Source organism: Citrobacter gillenii, from assembly GCF_013337685.1.
Classification (GTDB): domain Bacteria; phylum Pseudomonadota; class Gammaproteobacteria; order Enterobacterales; family Enterobacteriaceae; genus Citrobacter; species Citrobacter gillenii.
The window spans coordinates 251,900-268,565 of sequence record NZ_SUQN01000003.1; the positions used below are offsets into that span (position 1 = coordinate 251,900).

At 51.5% G+C, this 16,666-nt stretch carries 18 protein-coding genes and 3 tRNA genes; 13 read left to right on the forward strand and 8 right to left on the reverse strand.

Annotated features, from left to right (window positions below; genetic code table 11):
- Window positions 1–13 precede the first annotated feature (13 nt).
- The 4 genes from prfC to FCH32_RS08495 all read right to left on the reverse strand — a co-directional run bounded on the left by prfC (window position 14) and on the right by FCH32_RS08495 (window position 3,219).
- Window positions 14–1,603 carry a peptide chain release factor 3 gene (gene prfC / locus FCH32_RS08480; protein ID WP_115259529.1) on the reverse strand — a complete coding sequence of 530 codons (1,590 nt, stop codon included), beginning with the start codon at window positions 1,601–1,603 and terminating at the stop codon, window positions 14–16.
- 92 nt (window positions 1,604–1,695) lie between these two features.
- Window positions 1,696–2,376 carry a pyrimidine 5'-nucleotidase gene (gene yjjG / locus FCH32_RS08485; protein ID WP_117342359.1) on the reverse strand — a complete coding sequence of 227 codons (681 nt, stop codon included), beginning with the start codon at window positions 2,374–2,376 and terminating at the stop codon, window positions 1,696–1,698.
- A gap of 14 nt (window positions 2,377–2,390) precedes the next feature.
- Window positions 2,391–2,837 (reverse strand): ribosomal protein S18-alanine N-acetyltransferase, encoded by a 447-nt coding sequence (gene rimI / locus FCH32_RS08490; RefSeq protein WP_096758411.1) that lies wholly within the window; start codon window positions 2,835–2,837, stop codon window positions 2,391–2,393.
- On the reverse strand, window positions 2,806–3,219 hold the full coding sequence (locus FCH32_RS08495; protein ID WP_096758412.1) for a DNA polymerase III subunit psi: 414 nt from the start codon (window positions 3,217–3,219) through the stop codon (window positions 2,806–2,808). The genes rimI and FCH32_RS08495 overlap by 32 nt, the downstream gene beginning before the upstream one ends.
- Window positions 3,220–3,374: 155 nt before the next feature.
- Between FCH32_RS08495 and rsmC the strand changes: the two genes are divergently transcribed.
- From rsmC to FCH32_RS08515, 4 genes are all read left to right on the forward strand, one after another.
- Window positions 3,375–4,406 (forward strand): 16S rRNA (guanine(1207)-N(2))-methyltransferase RsmC, encoded by a 1,032-nt coding sequence (gene rsmC, locus FCH32_RS08500; protein WP_115259530.1) that lies wholly within the window; start codon window positions 3,375–3,377, stop codon window positions 4,404–4,406.
- A 137-nt stretch (window positions 4,407–4,543) separates the two neighbouring features.
- Window positions 4,544–4,630: transfer RNA gene (locus FCH32_RS08505), tRNA-Leu, on the forward strand.
- A 29-nt stretch (window positions 4,631–4,659) separates the two neighbouring features.
- Window positions 4,660–4,745: transfer RNA gene (locus FCH32_RS08510), tRNA-Leu, on the forward strand.
- 34 nt (window positions 4,746–4,779) lie between these two features.
- Window positions 4,780–4,865 (forward strand) — tRNA-Leu (locus FCH32_RS08515).
- 39 nt (window positions 4,866–4,904) lie between these two features.
- Here the strand turns inward: FCH32_RS08515 and FCH32_RS08520 are convergent.
- Entirely contained in the window at window positions 4,905–5,180 is a 276-nt protein-coding gene (locus FCH32_RS08520) for a DUF1435 domain-containing protein (protein WP_096758414.1), read from the reverse strand.
- A 216-nt stretch (window positions 5,181–5,396) separates the two neighbouring features.
- Between FCH32_RS08520 and FCH32_RS08525 the strand changes: the two genes are divergently transcribed.
- The 3 genes from FCH32_RS08525 to FCH32_RS08535 all read left to right on the forward strand — a co-directional run bounded on the left by FCH32_RS08525 (window position 5,397) and on the right by FCH32_RS08535 (window position 7,992).
- Window positions 5,397–6,461 carry a GGDEF domain-containing protein gene (locus FCH32_RS08525; protein ID WP_115259532.1) on the forward strand — a complete coding sequence of 355 codons (1,065 nt, stop codon included), beginning with the start codon at window positions 5,397–5,399 and terminating at the stop codon, window positions 6,459–6,461.
- 119 nt (window positions 6,462–6,580) lie between these two features.
- Window positions 6,581–7,378: a siderophore-iron reductase FhuF gene (gene fhuF, locus FCH32_RS08530; protein ID WP_174360735.1), complete on the forward strand. Its 798-nt coding sequence runs from the start codon at window positions 6,581–6,583 to the stop codon at window positions 7,376–7,378.
- Window positions 7,379–7,533: 155 nt separating this feature from the next.
- On the forward strand, window positions 7,534–7,992 hold the full coding sequence (locus FCH32_RS08535; RefSeq protein WP_115259534.1) for a YbaK/EbsC family protein: 459 nt from the start codon (window positions 7,534–7,536) through the stop codon (window positions 7,990–7,992).
- A gap of 54 nt (window positions 7,993–8,046) precedes the next feature.
- Here FCH32_RS08535 and bglJ read toward each other — a convergent pair whose 3' ends face one another.
- Entirely contained in the window at window positions 8,047–8,724 is a 678-nt protein-coding gene (bglJ, locus tag FCH32_RS08540; RefSeq protein WP_174360736.1) for a DNA-binding transcriptional activator BglJ, read from the reverse strand.
- On the reverse strand, window positions 8,685–9,410 hold the full coding sequence (locus FCH32_RS08545) for a helix-turn-helix transcriptional regulator (RefSeq protein ID WP_117342363.1): 726 nt from the start codon (window positions 9,408–9,410) through the stop codon (window positions 8,685–8,687). The genes bglJ and FCH32_RS08545 overlap by 40 nt, the downstream gene beginning before the upstream one ends.
- Before the next feature lie 456 nt (window positions 9,411–9,866).
- On the opposite strand from FCH32_RS08545, the gene FCH32_RS08550 reads away from it, so the two are divergent.
- The 6 genes from FCH32_RS08550 (at window position 9,867) to opgB (ending at window position 15,593) form a co-directional block, all read left to right on the forward strand.
- Window positions 9,867–10,643, forward strand: a complete 777-nt coding sequence (locus FCH32_RS08550) for a threonine/serine exporter family protein (protein WP_138140550.1) — start codon at window positions 9,867–9,869, stop codon at window positions 10,641–10,643.
- A complete protein-coding gene (locus FCH32_RS08555; protein WP_137362049.1) occupies window positions 10,634–11,107 on the forward strand; it encodes a threonine/serine exporter in 474 nt (157 codons plus the stop codon). Before FCH32_RS08550 ends, FCH32_RS08555 begins: the two co-directional genes overlap by 10 nt.
- Before the next feature lie 122 nt (window positions 11,108–11,229).
- Window positions 11,230–11,769: a primosomal protein DnaT gene (gene dnaT, locus FCH32_RS08560; RefSeq protein WP_096758422.1), complete on the forward strand. Its 540-nt coding sequence runs from the start codon at window positions 11,230–11,232 to the stop codon at window positions 11,767–11,769.
- A 2-nt stretch (window positions 11,770–11,771) separates the two neighbouring features.
- Window positions 11,772–12,509 (forward strand): replicative helicase loader DnaC, encoded by a 738-nt coding sequence (gene dnaC, locus FCH32_RS08565; protein ID WP_096758423.1) that lies wholly within the window; start codon window positions 11,772–11,774, stop codon window positions 12,507–12,509.
- Window positions 12,510–12,577: 68 nt separating this feature from the next.
- Window positions 12,578–13,066: a YjjA family protein gene (locus tag FCH32_RS08570; RefSeq protein WP_115259538.1), complete on the forward strand. Its 489-nt coding sequence runs from the start codon at window positions 12,578–12,580 to the stop codon at window positions 13,064–13,066.
- Between the two features lie 235 nt (window positions 13,067–13,301).
- Window positions 13,302–15,593 carry a phosphatidylglycerol--membrane-oligosaccharide glycerophosphotransferase gene (gene opgB, locus FCH32_RS08575; RefSeq protein WP_174360737.1) on the forward strand — a complete coding sequence of 764 codons (2,292 nt, stop codon included), beginning with the start codon at window positions 13,302–13,304 and terminating at the stop codon, window positions 15,591–15,593.
- 46 nt (window positions 15,594–15,639) lie between these two features.
- Here the strand turns inward: opgB and FCH32_RS08580 are convergent, their stop codons facing one another.
- A complete protein-coding gene (locus FCH32_RS08580; RefSeq protein ID WP_096758426.1) occupies window positions 15,640–16,662 on the reverse strand; it encodes a zinc-binding alcohol dehydrogenase family protein in 1,023 nt (340 codons plus the stop codon).
- Between the last annotated feature and the right edge of the window lie 4 nt (window positions 16,663–16,666).

The following is a 16,666-nucleotide window of genomic DNA, read 5'->3' on the forward strand; positions in this document are numbered from 1 at the left end:
CCTGGAAGGTCGATTAGTGTTCGCGAGTTTTACGGAACGTCACGTCCGGATAACGTTCCTGGGTGAGGTTCAGGTTAACCATGGTCGGGGCGATATAGGTCAGGTTATCGCCGCCATCCAGCGCCAGCTGAATTTCGTTTTTACGCTTAAACTCTTCGAATTTCTTCACGTCTGAGCATTCTACCCAGCGCGCGGTCGCCACGTTGACCGATTCGTAGATCGCTTCAACGTTGTATTCGCTTTTCAGGCGGGAAACGACGACGTCAAACTGCAGCACACCAACGGCACCGACGATCAGGTCGTTGTTGGCAATTGGACGGAAGACCTGCACCGCACCTTCTTCAGACAGCTGTACCAGCCCTTTCAGCAGCTGTTTTTGCTTCAACGGATCTTTCAGGCGAATACGACGGAACAGTTCTGGCGCGAAGTTCGGAATACCGGTGAACTTCATCATCTCACCCTGGGTAAAGGTGTCGCCAATCTGAATGGTGCCGTGGTTGTGCAGACCGAGGATATCGCCCGGGTAGGCTTCTTCCACGTGAGAGCGGTCACCCGCCATAAAGGTCAGCGCATCAGAGATCACTACGTCTTTACCAATGCGCACCTGACGCATTTTCATGCCTTTCTCGTACTTGCCGGAAACCACACGCATGAACGCCACGCGGTCGCGGTGTTTCGGGTCCATATTGGCCTGAATTTTAAACACAAAACCGGTGAATTTCTCTTCAGATGCCTCAACGATGCGGGTGTCGGTTTTGCGCGGCATAGGCGCAGGCGCCCACTCCACCAAACCGTCAAGCATATGGTCAACACCGAAGTTACCTAACGCGGTTCCGAAGAACACCGGAGTGATTTCACCGGCGAGGAACAATTCCTGGTCGAACTCGTTAGACGCGCCCTGCACCAGTTCCAGCTCGTCGCGCAGCTGCTGCGCCAGGTCTTCACCGACGGCGGCATCCAGCTCCGGATTATTCAGGCCTTTAACAATACGGACTTCCTGAATAGTGTGACCTTTACCGGTCTGGTACAGATAAGTTTCGTCTTTATACAGGTGGTAAACACCTTTGAACAATTTACCGCAGCCAATCGGCCAGGTAATTGGCGCGCAGCCAATTTTCAGTTCGTTTTCGACTTCATCCAGCAGCTCCATCGGATCGCGGATATCACGGTCGAGTTTGTTCATGAACGTCAGGATCGGCGTATCGCGCAGACGCGTTACTTCCATCAGCTTACGGGTACGGTCTTCTACACCTTTCGCGGCGTCGATAACCATCAGGCAGCAGTCCACCGCCGTCAGCGTACGGTAGGTATCTTCCGAGAAGTCTTCGTGCCCTGGGGTATCCAGCAGGTTTACCAAGCAGTCATGATACGGAAATTGCATCACAGAGGTGGTAATAGAGATACCACGCTGCTTTTCCATCTCCATCCAGTCTGATTTCGCGTGCTGGTTAGAGCCGCGGCCTTTAACGGTACCGGCGGTCTGGATTGCCTGTCCGAATAACAGCACCTTTTCGGTGATCGTCGTTTTACCGGCATCCGGGTGAGAAATAATGGCAAAGGTGCGGCGTTTGGCCACCTCTTGCAAATAAGGAGACAACGTCATAGTTCAATCTTCTTGAGTAAGCGCGGCTCTACGTCACGCATGTTGAATACGAAAAATTGCGGCTATTTTACCCATCAATGGGGGGGAGGCAATCAGTGTTTACACAGGAGTTGTTCCAGTTCGCTTAATGAAGCCACGGTCCAGGTCGGTTGAATGCCCGCCGGCTGTTCGCGTTGGTGCGCATTTAACCAGCAGGTTGATAGCCCGGAATTGATGCCACCCAGAATATCGGACTCCGCCGTGTCACCCACCATCAGCACGCGGGAGCGTTCGGGATTGCCCGCCTGCTCCAGCGCATAATCAAAAATACGCGGGTCGGGTTTTGCTACACCAACCTGCTCAGAAATAACCATCAGGTCAAAGTAATCGCGCAGACCGGTGCGTTCAAGACGGATTTGCTGCAACGCGGTAAACCCGTTGGTAATAATACCGATTTTCGTTTTGCCACGAATCGTATTCAGCAGCGACACCGCACCTGGCAACGGAGAGCAGATTTCTGCCATCGCATTAATAAACGCATCATTGAGCGACCCAGGCGGCACGTTCAGACGCTCAGCCCAGCTCAGGAAACGGGCATGCTGCAGTTGTAATGAGGTGATCGCACCGTTTTGATAATCCACCCACAGCGGTTTATTCACGGCCTGGTAGTCCTGAAAATCCTCAGCGGTAAAGGTAATGCTGTAGTCAAGAAACATCCGCTGTAGGCCGGTAAACGCGTCAAATGTGAACAGCGTTTCGTCGGCATCAAAGAAAATCCAGTCCCACTTCTTCATCATTACACCTTGTCTTACATACTGATTGGCAATGCCATAATAATGGCGTCTTCGTGGCCGTCGGCTGTCGGGTAGTAATTGCGGCGGATCGTCGCCTCGTTAAAGCCCAGGCTTTCGTACAGCGCAATCGCCGCAGCGTTCGAGGCGCGAACTTCTAACCACAGCGTCAGAATGCCGCGTTTTTCCAGCTCGTCGATCAGGTACTCCAGTAGCTCACGTCCCAGTCCCCGTCGCTGAAAATCAGGATCGACGGCAATGTTGAACAGCGTGGCTTCATCCAGCACGACCTGCGTTATCGCAAAGGCGGCCATCGTTCCATCAACGGTTAACTGATAGTTGAGATAGCGATCGCCCTGGTTGCTGGCAAATGTTTTTTCGCTCCATGGAAAAGCATGGGCGCGTTTTTCAATCTGAAATGCTGCGGGTAAATCAGTCGGATTGAGGGAAGAAATCGTGTTCATATGCGCAGATTTGTTGCCATAAGGCGGCGCGTGCCGCTGGGTTTTCCCGTAATTCATTAAACGCAGGACTGGTGACCTGAGCGCCATCCAGTTGCAGAGGCTCTTCGGTTCCCAGCCGCCAGCTATTACAGCGACTGCCTTGCGGCAGCATGGCGACACGGTCTGGCGTCAGTTGTAAAACCTGATCCGCACTGACGGTCAATGCGCGTAAAATATCGTTCATCAACGGTTCGGTTAACGCGGGTGGCTCCGCCGCGACCATCACCAGACGGACGTGCGCAGGAATGGAAATCGCGATCTCCCCTTGCAGTGCGCCAGGACGGCGCAGCGACCACTGCGTAATGCCCAGTTGCTGTAACTGCCAGTCTCGTCGGGATGTCATAGCGAAACACTCCTGTCTATCAGGGGCGCAAATATAGCAAATCTGTCGAATCTACGCCAACAAACAACGATACACGACATCCCGCAGGCCGCCTTGATTCAGCTTGACTGATTTTGTGTATATAATCGCAACCTGTATAAATTGAGGAGCATTCCATGTCTGCTTTTACCCCGGCAAGTGAAGTCTTGCTGCGCCACAGTGATGATTTCGAACAAAGCCGTATTCTGTTTGCCGGTGATTTGCAGGATGACCTGCCTGCCCACTTCGAAAGTGCCGCCAACCGCGCGCATACCCAACAACTCCACCACTGGCAGGTGTTAAACCGCCAGATGGGCGATAACGTACGCTTTAGCCTCGTAGCCCAGGCCGAAGACGTTGCGGACAGCGATACGCTGATCTATTACTGGCCGAAGAATAAGCCGGAAGCCCAGTTCCAACTGATGAACATTCTGTCGCTGCTGCCGGTCGGCACCGATATTTTTGTCGTTGGCGAGAACCGCAGCGGTGTACGCAGCGCGGAGCAGATGCTGGCCGAATTCGCACCACTGAATAAAATCGACAGCGCACGCCGCTGTGGTCTCTATCACGGTCGCCTGGAAAAACAGCCGGTCTTTGATGCCGAAAAATACTGGGACGAGTACAGCGTCGACAACCTGACCATCAAAACGCTGCCGGGCGTGTTCAGCCGTGACGGCCTGGATGTCGGCAGCCAACTGCTGCTCTCAACCCTGACGCCGCACACCAAAGGTAAAGTGCTGGATGTCGGTTGCGGGGCGGGTGTTCTCTCCGTAGCCTTAGCCAGTCATTCACCGAAAGTGCGACTGACCCTGTGTGATGTCAGTGCATCCGCGGTTGAAGCCAGCCGAGCTACGCTTGCGGCAAACGGAATTGAAGGCGATGTCTTCGCCAGCAACGTTTTTTCTGACGTGACCGGTCGCTTTGACATGATCATCTCCAACCCGCCGTTCCACGACGGGATGCAAACCAGCCTCGATGCCGCACAAACTCTGATTCGCGGCGCGGTGCGTCATCTGAACAGCGGCGGTGAACTGCGTATTGTGGCCAACGCCTTCCTGCCGTACCCGAAAATTCTGGATGAGATGTTTGGCTTCCATGAAGTCATCGCCCAGACCGGTCGTTTTAAGGTGTATCGCACGGTAATGACCCGCCAGGCAAAGAAAGCCTAACGGAAATCACTCACGGCCATGTACGTGGCCGTTTTTGCGCCAATCAACCCAGACCGCGTAATTAGCTATTGACGAAAAGTTGAAAACCACTAGAATGCGCCTCCGTGGTAACGATACTTTTTGAGTGTCGATGGTATGCGAAGGTGGCGGAATTGGTAGACGCGCTAGCTTCAGGTGTTAGTGTCCTTTCGGACGTGGGGGTTCAAGTCCCCCCCCTCGCACCATAATCCACGTTTGATATTGCTCGCACTGGGCGAAGGTGGCGGAATTGGTAGACGCGCTAGCTTCAGGTGTTAGTGTCCTTAGGATGTGGGGGTTCGAGTCCCCCCCCTCGCACCAACGAGGCGATATCAAAAAAAAGTAAGATGACTGTGCGAAGGTGGCGGAATTGGTAGACGCGCTAGCTTCAGGTGTTAGTGTCCTTAGGATGTGGGGGTTCGAGTCCCCCCCCTCGCACCAATTATCTTATTTTCCTCTCGATTATCTTCCTTGCTTTGTTCATCCCTGATTCCAGTTCATCATCATCAGAACCACACCGGCGATCACTGCTGCGCATGAAGGCAGTAAAACAAAATGCCGTAAACGCTTGTGGTACAGCATCAGTGAAGTTAACAGTAATCCTAATACAATCATCGCTTTCCATGCGTGAACTGACAGGTCAGTAAAAGCCAGACCCGCAATGAATATCCCCGGCAGCAGCACACCCCATCCACTGCCCAGCGCACGTTGCAACATGGTTTCACCTATGACATTGATAATGATAACCAATATCATATGATATATTTTCTCATTTGTCAGCGGGGAGGTACTATCAATTATATGAGTTTTACTTAACGATTGATGACATGAATAATTTAAGGTGATAAATTGCTCGCCGGTTAGCTTTTCAACTAAAAACAATAAAGACCCCGGCTAATGATACCTCGTTCGTTATTTGTTTTATTTACCAACACACCTTCGTATATAGCAGATAAATAACAACATTTACCTATGACAGTACAATCCTGGCGAACGCTACGCACCAAAAAATATCAACTCTCTTTACGACTGTTTCTGCTGCTCAACGCAGTCTCCGCACTGTTTACACTCTTTTTTCCACTTTTTGCCGTTAAAGCGTTATCAGAACCGGCGTTGACGATACTCGTGATGAGTACACTGTTGCTGGCATGGCATGGGAAATATGCGGATAAACGAATTAATCTTCCTTTTATTTCACTCGCTTTTGGCTTGTTGTGGGCATTACATATTTCCTTGAAATATAACGCACTAGGTCATAATGATTATTCTTTTCTATTGATAGCGCTGCTCAGCGTACTGTTTATTGGATCAATTGCTTTTGCCAATAATATCATCGCCTTTACCTTCCATTCACTCCCCTCCGTTGCCGTCTGCTTGTGGCTGAACGGCAGCGAACATGGACTGCGCGTGATCTATTTTATGGCGCTGCCGATGGCCGGGATCGCCATTCAGCACGTGATACAAAAGCGCTATGACGGTTTTGCTCAGCAACTGATGTACAAGCTACTGGAAGAACGGGAAACGCTAAACGGTCTCAGTATGCTCGACCCGTTAACCGGGTTGTATAATCGCCGGGGACTGCAACACCGACTCGATACGCTGCTGGCCCTGAGCAACGCGAAGCATTACGTGCTGCTGCTGGATATCGACCATTTCAAAGCCTATAACGACCATTACGGGCATATGATGGGTGACCAGGCGCTGATCCGTGTTTCTGCCGCCATTCGGGATTCCGTACGCTCACGGGATGTGGTGGCACGTTTTGGCGGCGAGGAATTTATGGTTTTACTGACAGCAGTCGATCCGCAGCAGGCACAGGCCGCCGCCGAGCGTATTCGCCAGAAAGTCTACGATCTTAAAATTCCCCACATGTTTAACGAAAACGTGGCCACCAACGTGACCGTCAGCATCGGCATTGCGCCGTTGGTGGATCAGGATATTGATGCCGCAATAAGCAAAGCGGATAAAGCCCTTTACGAAGCCAAAAATCAGGGACGCAATAACACGCTAGTCAGCGATGAACTGCGGATAAACTAACCCCTGCCTACGCTATCCGTGCGCTGCCTCCCGACACCACGACAAAGATCTTGCCATAGCCAGCCCTCGCCTATAGGATTAGCAATCATTATCATTTAGATTAACATCCTTATATAGCTATGGCTTATCGTTCCGCACCGATCGTTGAAATCGTTGAAGATGTCATCTGGCGCAGCCACCTCCCTACGGAGATGCCGTCGCTGGCCGATTCAGTGCGTGCAACCCTTGCTCAAACCCGTGAGCACCTACTGGATTTCATTCGTCTCGATGAAACACCGCCACAAGGTGCCATGACGCTGCATGAATGGGCCCAACCCGCCACGCTGCGTTCACTCCTGGCAGTTTATTCCGATCATATCTATCGCAATCAGCCCACGTTAACTCGTGAAAACAAACCGCTGATTTCACTCTGGGCACAGTGGTATATCGGCCTGATGATGCCCCCGCTGATGGTGGCGCTGCTGACGCAAAAAGACGCCATTGATGTTGCACCCGAACATATGCACGTCGAGTTTCACGAAACAGGTCGTGCAGCCTGCTTCTGGATAGACGTTCACCCCGACAGGCAGACCACCGCCCGCTCACCACAACAGCGGATGGAAACACTGATTCTTTCTGCACTGACGCCGGTTGTCCGGGCGCTGGAAGCAACGGGAGAGATTAACGGCAAGCTTATCTGGAGCAATACCGGATACTTAATTCACTGGTATTTGACAGAGATGAAGCCGCTGCTGGGTGATGAACTACTGGCAGCGTTGCGCCAGGCCTGCTTCTTTGAGAAACAACTCACCTGTGGCGAGGATAATCCACTCTGGCGCACCGTGGTGCCACGTGACGGGCTGTTAGTCCGCAGAACCTGCTGCCAGCGCTACCGTCTGCCAGACGTCCAGCAATGCGGCGACTGTACGCTGAAATAAGCGAGAATCCTCCCCCTCGCCGCTCGTCTTAAACGTCCTGCTGATGTTGCTTTGTTGTAACAATAAAATATTTACAGCCACGCTTCCCCTGTGACAAATTACGCCATGCGGTTTTCTGCCGTGCAGAACTGCGCGTACGCTATCGGGAGAGAAGAATGAGTTTGCAATCAGTACGGCAATTTTTGGCGGAACATGCCCCGGATATTGAAATCATTGAACTGGACCAGAGCACGGCCACCGTCGATCTGGCAGCGAAAGCCCACAATGTTGAACCCGGACAGATCGCTAAAACGCTTTCTCTAAAAGTAAAAAATGACATTATCCTGGTCGTCGCCAAAGGCGATGCCCGTCTGGATAATAAGAAGCTAAAAGGTACGTTTGGCGCGAAAGCCCGCATGCTGAGTAGTGATGAAGTGGTCAACGCAACGGGACATCCGGTTGGTGGCGTCTGCCCTTTTGGACTGGAGACCCCCATTTCAGTCTACTGTGATATCTCCCTGAAGCATTACGCTGAAGTCCTACCCGCAGCTGGTGCCACGCACAGCGCAGTGCGTATCACGCCAGACAGAATGGCTGAACTGACTTCTGCTACCTGGGTTGATGTCTGTCAGTAACGAATACCCACCCTGGTGCCGGAGAGTGAATCCGGCACACGCGTAATCGCCCCGTTACGAAACCGCATGGAGAAAAGGCGCTGGCTCCCCGGCACGCAGGTACAGCAGAATATCAGCGGCATCCAGGAGTCCGGCGTCAGAATTCACACCCAGTTTAGACATCACGTTAAATTTATGCGCCCGAATGGTTTTAATGTTCCGTTCAAGCTGAATGGCGATCTGCGGCATCGAGTATCCATTCGACATAAAACGCAGTATTTCGCGCTCAGTAGGGCTTAACATACGGTTTTGGTTAACAAACCAGTGATTTTTTGTCCCTTCGACTCCCCGTTTGGCGCAATTCAAGGCTGCGAGTAGCCCTTCCTGTAATACATCCAATGATGATGCTTTGCTGATGACCCCATCCAGCGGCAGCGGGGAAAGCGAGCTAATTAATCGCACTTCAGCATCATCATCAGCGATCACCACGCGCCGGATACGCGGGTAATTGACCGCCAGTTCCGTCAGGTAGACCAGCCCTGCGCGGCGATCCGCTCTTAACGCTGAAAGTGAAAAAATGACCGCAGAAAAAGATGTTTTTAACATTTCCTGGCTAAAGGTCGGCTGATTAGAAAACTGATAAAGATGGTATGGGCTATCTGGCATGGTATTAAATAAACTCTTAATACCTACACGACTCATTGCGCACTTTTCTACCAGTGCGACATTGCTTTTGTTATTTCTGCTTTCCATTCCGTGGTCTCTCCATAAACTGAAGGTAAGTTCAGCTCTCGTGCTCCTTGAGAACTGTTTATCCATGCATACATTTCTGCATTGCTATGGATTGATAAACGACGCATCGCGCTATTTTTTTGCGCGCTAATTGTTTTATTACTTTTCTTTAGTAACATCGCAATCTGGTTAATTCCCCAACCTTTTCCGAGTAGCCGTAACACTTTTCTTTCAGAAAGGGTGAGCACAATTGACCGAGCGCTGTGATCCTGTAATTCAGGGATAATTGGCGGAGAGAGCAGCACCTTACTGATTCTCTCGGCCCGGGTATTTCCCGAATGAATAACATTCACCAGACTCTCAATGGGTTCCGCATCAGATAAGAGTGAGCTGACAGGACACATGAGCAACTCAACAGCCAGAGGATAAAACAGGCGTGAAACGAGAAAAACCCAGTGGATATCGCGATATTGAGACAGTAAAGAATAGTATTGATCGCAGATTGCACGCGGATTACTACAGTCCCTGGTTAAGTCGGCTATCACCAGGTCAGAGCAGCGCAACTGCAGCAAAGTTAGTTCTTCTACGGAGCGACAATACGTCAGTTCATAATCAGAGAACTGCCCTTGCATCACCCCTTTAAGCCCAGTTTGTATGATTGGTAATTTACTAATGATAATTGCGTTCTTGCAGCGTCCTGGCAACATAAATCCTCCATATTCACCTGTCCGCAATCTTGTTCACCTGAAATTCTTTCATAAATAAAAAAACAATAAGACAGCAGGTAAAAAAGATAGACAGTATGAATTGTTTATCCTTGGTTTTTATTTTAAATATATGAAAAAGTGATGACACTACAATCCTAATAGCATCACACTATAAAACCATCCTGACATAATCACTTAGAGGAACATTAATTGTACAATTAAAATATCTACATTAATTTATTAGCGCTACTTACGTAATTGCTGCACACAGGAATAACCGCACCAGGGAAGTTAACCCTATAGCATAGAAAAGAGAGCCGTACATCGGCAAAACTCACCGCTCTGCCTCTTTTTTCAACACAAAGATTGATCTTAGCCAGAGCCAGCGGGATCATGCTTCATGATAAAAAGAAGACAGTCGTTATCCAGAGTGCATCTTTTCAGTCAGAGCGAGCCATGCAAACAGAGCAGTCGTCACAGCGAACGGTTACACGGTTATGTATACAATGCGGACTATTTTTATTGCAACACGGAGCGGAAAGCGCGCTGGTTGACGAACTCTCTACCCGCCTCGGCCTGGCGCTTGGTATGGATAGCGTAGAAAGCGCCATCTCCTCTAACGCTATCGTCCTGACCACCATTAAAGACGGACAATGCCTGACATCGACCCGAAAAAATCAGGATCGCGGCATCAATATGCACGTCGTAACCGAAGTTCAGCACATCGTCATTTTGGCCGAGCATAAGCTGCTGGACGGCAAAGGCGTGGAGAAACGCTTTAGTCAGATTAAACCGCTGCGCTACCCTCGATGGCTGGTTTCATTGATGGTCGGCCTGTCCTGCGCCTGCTTTTGTAAGCTGAATAATGGCGGATGGGATGGGGCGGTTATTACCTTTTTTGCCAGCATGATTGCCATGTATATCCGCCAGATTCTGGCCTCCCGGCATTTGCATCCACAAATTAACTTTTGCGTCACCGCTTTTGTCGCCACCACCATTTCCGGTCTGCTGCTAACGTTGCCGACGTTTAATCACACGCCGACGGTTGCCATGGCGGCCAGCGTGCTGCTGCTGGTTCCAGGTTTCCCATTGATTAACGCGGTCGCAGATATGTTTAAAGGGCACATAAATACCGGGCTGGCGCGCTGGGCCATTGCCAGCCTGCTCACGCTGGCAACCTGCGTTGGTGTAGTGATGTCGATGACTCTGTGGGGGTTACGCGGATGGGTGTAATTGATTTCATTTTTGCCCTGCTGCAGGACATGATCCTGTCTGCAATTCCGGCTGTCGGATTCGCCATGGTCTTTAACGTACCGCATCGGGCGCTCCCCTGGTGTGCCCTGCTCGGCGCGCTTGGGCACGGTTCACGCATGGTGATGATGACCGCGGGGCTCAATATCGAATGGTCAACCTTTATGGCATCATTAGTGATTGGCTGCATCGGGATCCAATGGTCACGCTGGTATCTGGCGCACCCGAAAGTCTTTACCGTCGCGGCAGTAATCCCCATGTTTCCGGGGATCTCCGCATACACGGCGATGATCTCTGCGGTAAAAATCGGTCATTTCGGTTACAGCGAAGAGCTGATGATTACCCTGCTGACTAACTTCCTGAAAGCCTCGTCCATCGTGGGGGCTTTGTCCATCGGGCTTTCCGTACCTGGATTATGGCTGTATCGCAAACGCCCGCGCGTGTGACGGTGCACCTGCTTAATACCATAGCGGATGGGGAATCACCCTCATCCTGCTTCTCTCCTTCTTCTCTGTGTTACTATAAAAGCAGTCCCCTTCTCGGTTGTTGTTCAGTATTGAGAAACATTATGCCCTGTAAAATTTTGACTCCGGACGTCGTCGGTATTGACGCCTTATTACACGATCACCAGGCCGTGCTGGCAAAGTCAGCAGGTGGCGCAGTGGCCGTTTTCGCCAATAATGCGCCCGCGTTTTATGCCGTAACCCCTGCGCGTCTGGCCGAACTACTGGCGCTCGAAGAGAAGCTGTCACGTCCGGGAAGCGATATCACGTTGGATGCGCAATTTTACGAAGAGCCGCAAGCGGCACCTGTTGCCGTACCGATGGGGAAATTTCCGATGTACGCTGACTGGCAGCCCGATGCTGACTTTCAGCGACAGGCCGCGCTATGGGGCATCGCGCTCAGAGAACCGGTCACCGCCGAAGAGCTGGCCGCGTTTGTGGCCTACTGGCAGGCAGAAGGTAAGATCTTTCACCATGTTCAGTGGCAGCAAAAACTCGCGCGTAGCGTACAAATTGGCCGGGCCAGCAATGGCGGAATGCCCAAACGTGATGTTAACAGTGTCAGCGAACCTGACAGTCATATTCCACCGGGTTTTAGAGGATAACGATGAAAAACGTTGGCGACCTGATGAAACGTCTGCAAAAAATGATGCCGCCCAATGTCGAGCCCGCATTCAAAACGGGCGAGGAACTGCTGGCGTGGCAAAAAGAACAAGGTGAAATTCATGCCGCGGCGCTGGCGCGCGAGAACCGGGCCATGAAAATGCAGCGCACGTTTAACCGCTCCGGTATCCGTCCGCTGCACCAGAACTGCTCGTTTGAGAACTATCGGGTCGAGTGCGAAGGACAAATGAATGCCCTGAGCAAAGCCCGTCAGTACGTCGAAGAGTTTGATGGCAATATCGCCAGCTTTATCTTCTCCGGCAAACCTGGCACCGGAAAAAACCATTTGGCTGCCGCTATCTGCAACGAACTGCTGCTGCGCGGCAAGTCAGTGCTGATCATTACCGTGGCAGACATTATGTCGGCAATGAAAGAGACGTTCAGCAATCGTGAAACCAGCGAAGAACAGCTGCTCAACGATCTCAGCAACGTAGATCTGCTGGTGATCGACGAGATCGGCATGCAGACCGAATCGCGCTATGAAAAAGTGATCATCAACCAGATCGTCGATCGCCGCTCTTCCTCCAAGCGACCGACCGGCATGCTGACAAACAGCAATATAGATGAAATGAACAAACTGCTGGGTGAGCGCGTGATGGATCGTATGCGGCTCGGCAACAGCCTGTGGGTGATTTTTAACTGGGAAAGTTATCGCAGCCGAGTGACAGGCAAAGAGTATTGAGACCATTCCTAACATCAGCAGCGCTATACTGCGCTGAAAAGGCATAACACGAGTTACCTATAATGATAATGATGAAAGCAACAAAACGATTTCTGTGCTGTGCGGTTGCCGCCAGCACGCTGATCTCCACCAGCGTTTTCGCCGCCTCCTGGCAGGATTCACTCTCCAGCGCGGCTGGCGAACTGAGTAAGCAAACCTCTGGCTCTCAGAGCAGCAGCTCACTTTCTTCCCTGACCAGCCTGCTCGGCAGTAATCAGTCGCTCACGTCCAGCAGTATGAACAACGCAGCCGGGATTCTGGAATATTGTGCGAAACAGAAACTGGCTTCGGTCACCGATACCGAAAACGTCAAAAATCAGGTGCTGGATAAACTAGGCCTGGGCGCAACGGAGCAGAAAAAAGACACCAACTATCTGGACGGCATTCAGGGCATGCTCAATGCCAAAGATGGTCAACAGCTTAATCTGGATACGATTGGTAACAGCTCACTGGCAAAGCAAGTCAAAACCAAGGCCTGCGATCTGGTGTTAAAACAGGGTATGAACTTCATTTCCTGATGTACAAATGCCGCGCACGGTTTTTCACAGCCTGCGCGGTATCAATTTATGTCCCGCAAACATTCCTCAAAATAATCAGTAATCCCCTTAAACACCCTGCATATCTAAACCAATTCTGAATAACAACGTAATTAAATGTCACTACAATTGCAGCAATGTAACAACGCTATTACATTGTACTTTTCAGAAATGATTAGCCTGCCAGGTATTTACCCGGCTTACTGAGGATCGTCCGTTGTCTGAATTATTCTCCATCACTCTGTTTCTCGCGTCGGTGTTGATTTACGCCTGGAAAGCGGGTCGCAACACCTGGTGGTTTGCCGCCACGTTAACGGTGCTGGGGATTTTTATTGTCCTGAATATCACGCTGTATGCCAGCGACTATTTCACCGGCGACGGCATCAACGATGCAGTTCTGTACACGTTGACCAACAGTCTGACCGGCGCGGGCATTGGCAAATATGTTCTGCCCGGCATTGGGATTGCACTGGCGCTGGCCACCGTGTTTGGCGCGCTGGGTTGGGTGCTTCGCCGTCGTCGCCACCATCCTCATCACGTGGGTTACAGCCTGCTGGCTCTGCTGCTGGCGCTGGCGTCTGTGGATGCCAGCCCGGCGTTTCATCAGATAACCGAACTGGTGAAATCCCAGTCGCGCGATGGCGACCCGGATTTTGCGGCGTATTACAAAGAGCCGTCAAAAACCATTCCCAACCCGAAGCTGAACCTGGTATATATCTACGGCGAAAGCCTGGAACGCACCTATTTTAACAATGATGCATTCCCGGATCTGACCCCGGAGCTCGGGGCATTAAAAAACGAAGGGATGGATTTCAGCAATACTATGCAGCTGCCGGGAACGGATTACACCATCGCCGGCATGGTCGCTTCACAGTGCGGCATTCCGCTGTTTGCCCCGTTTGAAGGTAACGCCTCGGCATCAGTTTCCAGCTTCTTTCCAAACAATATTTGCCTGGGCGACATCCTGAAGAACTCCGGCTATCAAAACGTCTTTGTACAGGGCGCAAATCTGCGCTTTGCCGGGAAAGACGTGTTCCTGAAATCCCATGGTTTTGATCATCTGTACGGCGCAGAAGAGTTAAAAGGCGTAGTAGCGGACCCGGCCTATCGTAATGACTGGGGCTTTTACGACGATACCGTCCTTGATGAAGCGTGGAAAAAATTCGAAGAGCTTTCACAGTCTGGTCAACGTTTTTCACTGTTTACCCTGACGGTCGATACTCATCACCCGGATGGATTTATTTCGCGCACCTGCAACCGCAAACGCTATGACATCGATGGCAAAGCCAATCAGTCATTTAGCGCAGTCAGCTGTAGTCAGGAAAACATTGCCGCGTTTATTAATAAGATCAAAGCGTCACCGTGGTTTAAAGATACCGTTATTGTAGTGTCCTCCGATCATCTGGCGATGAACAACACCGCCTGGAAATACCTGAACAAGCAGGATCGTAACAACCTGTTCTTCGTGCTACGCGGCGACAAGCCGCAGCAGGATACGCTGGCGGTGAAACGCAACACGATGGATAACGGCGCGACCGTCCTGGATATTCTCGGCGGCGATAACTTTATCGGTCTAGGACGCAGTAGCTTGTCGAGCGAGTCGGTGTCAGAAGTATTCCTGAACATCAAAGAGAAAATGCTGGCCTGGAAGCCCGATATTATTCGCCTGTGGAATTTCCCCAAAGAGATGAAAGCATTCACCGTCGACACGGACAAAAGCATGATCGCGTTCTCCGGCAGTCACTTCCGCCTGCCGCTGCTGCTGCGCGTGTCGGAGCAACGCGTTGAGCCACTGCCGGAAAGTGAATACTCTGCCCCGCTGCGCTTCCAGCTGGCGGATTTCGCCCCGCGCGATAACTTTGTCTGGATAGACCGCTGCTACAAAATGGCCCAGCTGTGGGCACCGGAACTGGCGCTCTCCACCGACTGGTGTGTATCACAAGGGCAACTGGGCGGGCAGCAAATTGTACAACACGTCGATAAAGCCAAATGGCAAGGTAAAACCGCGTTTAAAGACACGGTGATCGACATGGAGCGCTACAAAGGTAACGTCGATACGCTGAAAATTGTTGATAACGATATTCGCTACAAGGCCGACAGCTTCGTCTTTAACGTGGCCGGCGCGCCAGAAGAGGTGAAACAATTTAGCGGGATTTCGCGCCCCGAATCCTGGGGGCGCTGGTCCAACGCGCAGCTGAGTGACGAGGTAAAGATCGAATACAACGCCCCGTTACCGAAGAAATTCGATCTGGTGATCACTGCCAAAGCGTTCGGTGACAACGCCAATCGTCCCATCCCGGTACGCATCGGCAACGAGGAACAAACGCTGGTGTTAAGCCATGACGTCAGCACCACCACGCTGCATTTTGATAACCCAGCAGACGCCGACACGCTGGTCATTATCCCACCCGATCCCGTCGCTACCAACGAGGGCAACATTCTGGGCCACTCTCCGCGTAAGCTGGGGATCGGAATGGTTGAAATCAAAATCGTGGACCTGCAAGGATAAAAAAAACAGCGCCCAACACACCTCCGGGCGCTGCATGGCAACCTTATCAGAAGGTGATCACGCCCTTAATCAGTTCACGGTTGTTGATCACATCCCGCTCGTAGATCTCTGCAAGCGTGGCAAACGCGTAACGGTGAGTCAGCATCATGTCCGCCGTCAGCTTACCTTCCGACATCAGGCGACCGACTTTGGCAAAGTCTTCCGGCGTGGCGTTGCGACTGCCCATCATGGTGGTTTCTTTCTTGTGGAATTCTGGGTCAGAAAACTGCAAATCACCTTTGAACAGCCCAACAAACACAATGCTGCCGCCGTGACGAATCAAATTCACCGTGTTGTTCATTGCATGCTGATTCCCCGTCGCATCAATCACTTTTTGCGCCAGAGAACCGTCAAACTGCGCGCGTAGCTGCGCGTCAAAATCCTCAGCAGAGGGATCGATAACCGGTAATCCTAAGCGGGAGACTACATGCTCCCGCCTGGCAGGGCTGGTGTCCGCCACCACCACCTGCGCGCCATCGGCTTTGGCAATCGCCGCTGCGCCAAGACCAATCGGCCCCGCTCCCACCACCAGCACCTGCTCGCCAGGCACCACGGCAGCCCGACGCACAGCATGCGCACTGATGGCATACGGTTCGATCAGCGCCGCCGCCTGCGGATCAATGCCCTGCGCATCCAGCAAGTTGGTCTCCGGCACGGACAGGTATTCGCTGAAGCCCCCATCCTGGTGCACGCCAATCACCGAAATCTTCTCGCAGCAGTTGGTGCGCCCGCTCTGGCACGCCGGGCACTGTTGGCACGCAACGTAAGGAATAACCGCAACCTGCTGGCCTATTTCCAGATTTTGTATATTCCGCCCCAGACTGACAACTTCCCCACATATTTCATGGCCTAATACGCGTGGATAGCTGAAAAAAGGTTGATTGCCACCCCATGCATGAATATCGGTCCCACAAATCCCGACAGACTTTATTTTTATTAATGCTTCGCCATTACCCGGAATAGGTATATCACGTTCTTTCCAGACTAATTTTTTGGGTTCCTGGCAAATCAGTGTATTCATCGTAGACATGATT

Coding starts and splice junctions, on each gene's coding strand:
- prfC (WP_115259529.1), bottom strand. CDS start 1,603: ATGACGTTGTCTCCTTATTTGCAAGAGGTGGCCAAACGCCGCACCTTT.
- yjjG (WP_117342359.1), bottom strand. CDS start 2,376: ATGAAGAAGTGGGACTGGATTTTCTTTGATGCCGACGAAACGCTGTTC.
- rimI (WP_096758411.1), bottom strand. CDS start 2,837: ATGAACACGATTTCTTCCCTCAATCCGACTGATTTACCCGCAGCATTT.
- FCH32_RS08495 (WP_096758412.1), bottom strand. CDS start 3,219: ATGACATCCCGACGAGACTGGCAGTTACAGCAACTGGGCATTACGCAG.
- rsmC (WP_115259530.1), top strand. CDS start 3,375: ATGTCTGCTTTTACCCCGGCAAGTGAAGTCTTGCTGCGCCACAGTGAT.
- FCH32_RS08520 (WP_096758414.1), bottom strand. CDS start 5,180: ATGATATTGGTTATCATTATCAATGTCATAGGTGAAACCATGTTGCAA.
- FCH32_RS08525 (WP_115259532.1), top strand. CDS start 5,397: ATGACAGTACAATCCTGGCGAACGCTACGCACCAAAAAATATCAACTC.
- fhuF (WP_174360735.1), top strand. CDS start 6,581: ATGGCTTATCGTTCCGCACCGATCGTTGAAATCGTTGAAGATGTCATC.
- FCH32_RS08535 (WP_115259534.1), top strand. CDS start 7,534: ATGAGTTTGCAATCAGTACGGCAATTTTTGGCGGAACATGCCCCGGAT.
- bglJ (WP_174360736.1), bottom strand. CDS start 8,724: ATGGAAAGCAGAAATAACAAAAGCAATGTCGCACTGGTAGAAAAGTGC.
- FCH32_RS08545 (WP_117342363.1), bottom strand. CDS start 9,410: ATGTTGCCAGGACGCTGCAAGAACGCAATTATCATTAGTAAATTACCA.
- FCH32_RS08550 (WP_138140550.1), top strand. CDS start 9,867: ATGCAAACAGAGCAGTCGTCACAGCGAACGGTTACACGGTTATGTATA.
- FCH32_RS08555 (WP_137362049.1), top strand. CDS start 10,634: ATGGGTGTAATTGATTTCATTTTTGCCCTGCTGCAGGACATGATCCTG.
- dnaT (WP_096758422.1), top strand. CDS start 11,230: ATGCCCTGTAAAATTTTGACTCCGGACGTCGTCGGTATTGACGCCTTA.
- dnaC (WP_096758423.1), top strand. CDS start 11,772: ATGAAAAACGTTGGCGACCTGATGAAACGTCTGCAAAAAATGATGCCG.
- FCH32_RS08570 (WP_115259538.1), top strand. CDS start 12,578: ATGATGAAAGCAACAAAACGATTTCTGTGCTGTGCGGTTGCCGCCAGC.
- FCH32_RS08580 (WP_096758426.1), bottom strand. CDS start 16,662: ATGTCTACGATGAATACACTGATTTGCCAGGAACCCAAAAAATTAGTC.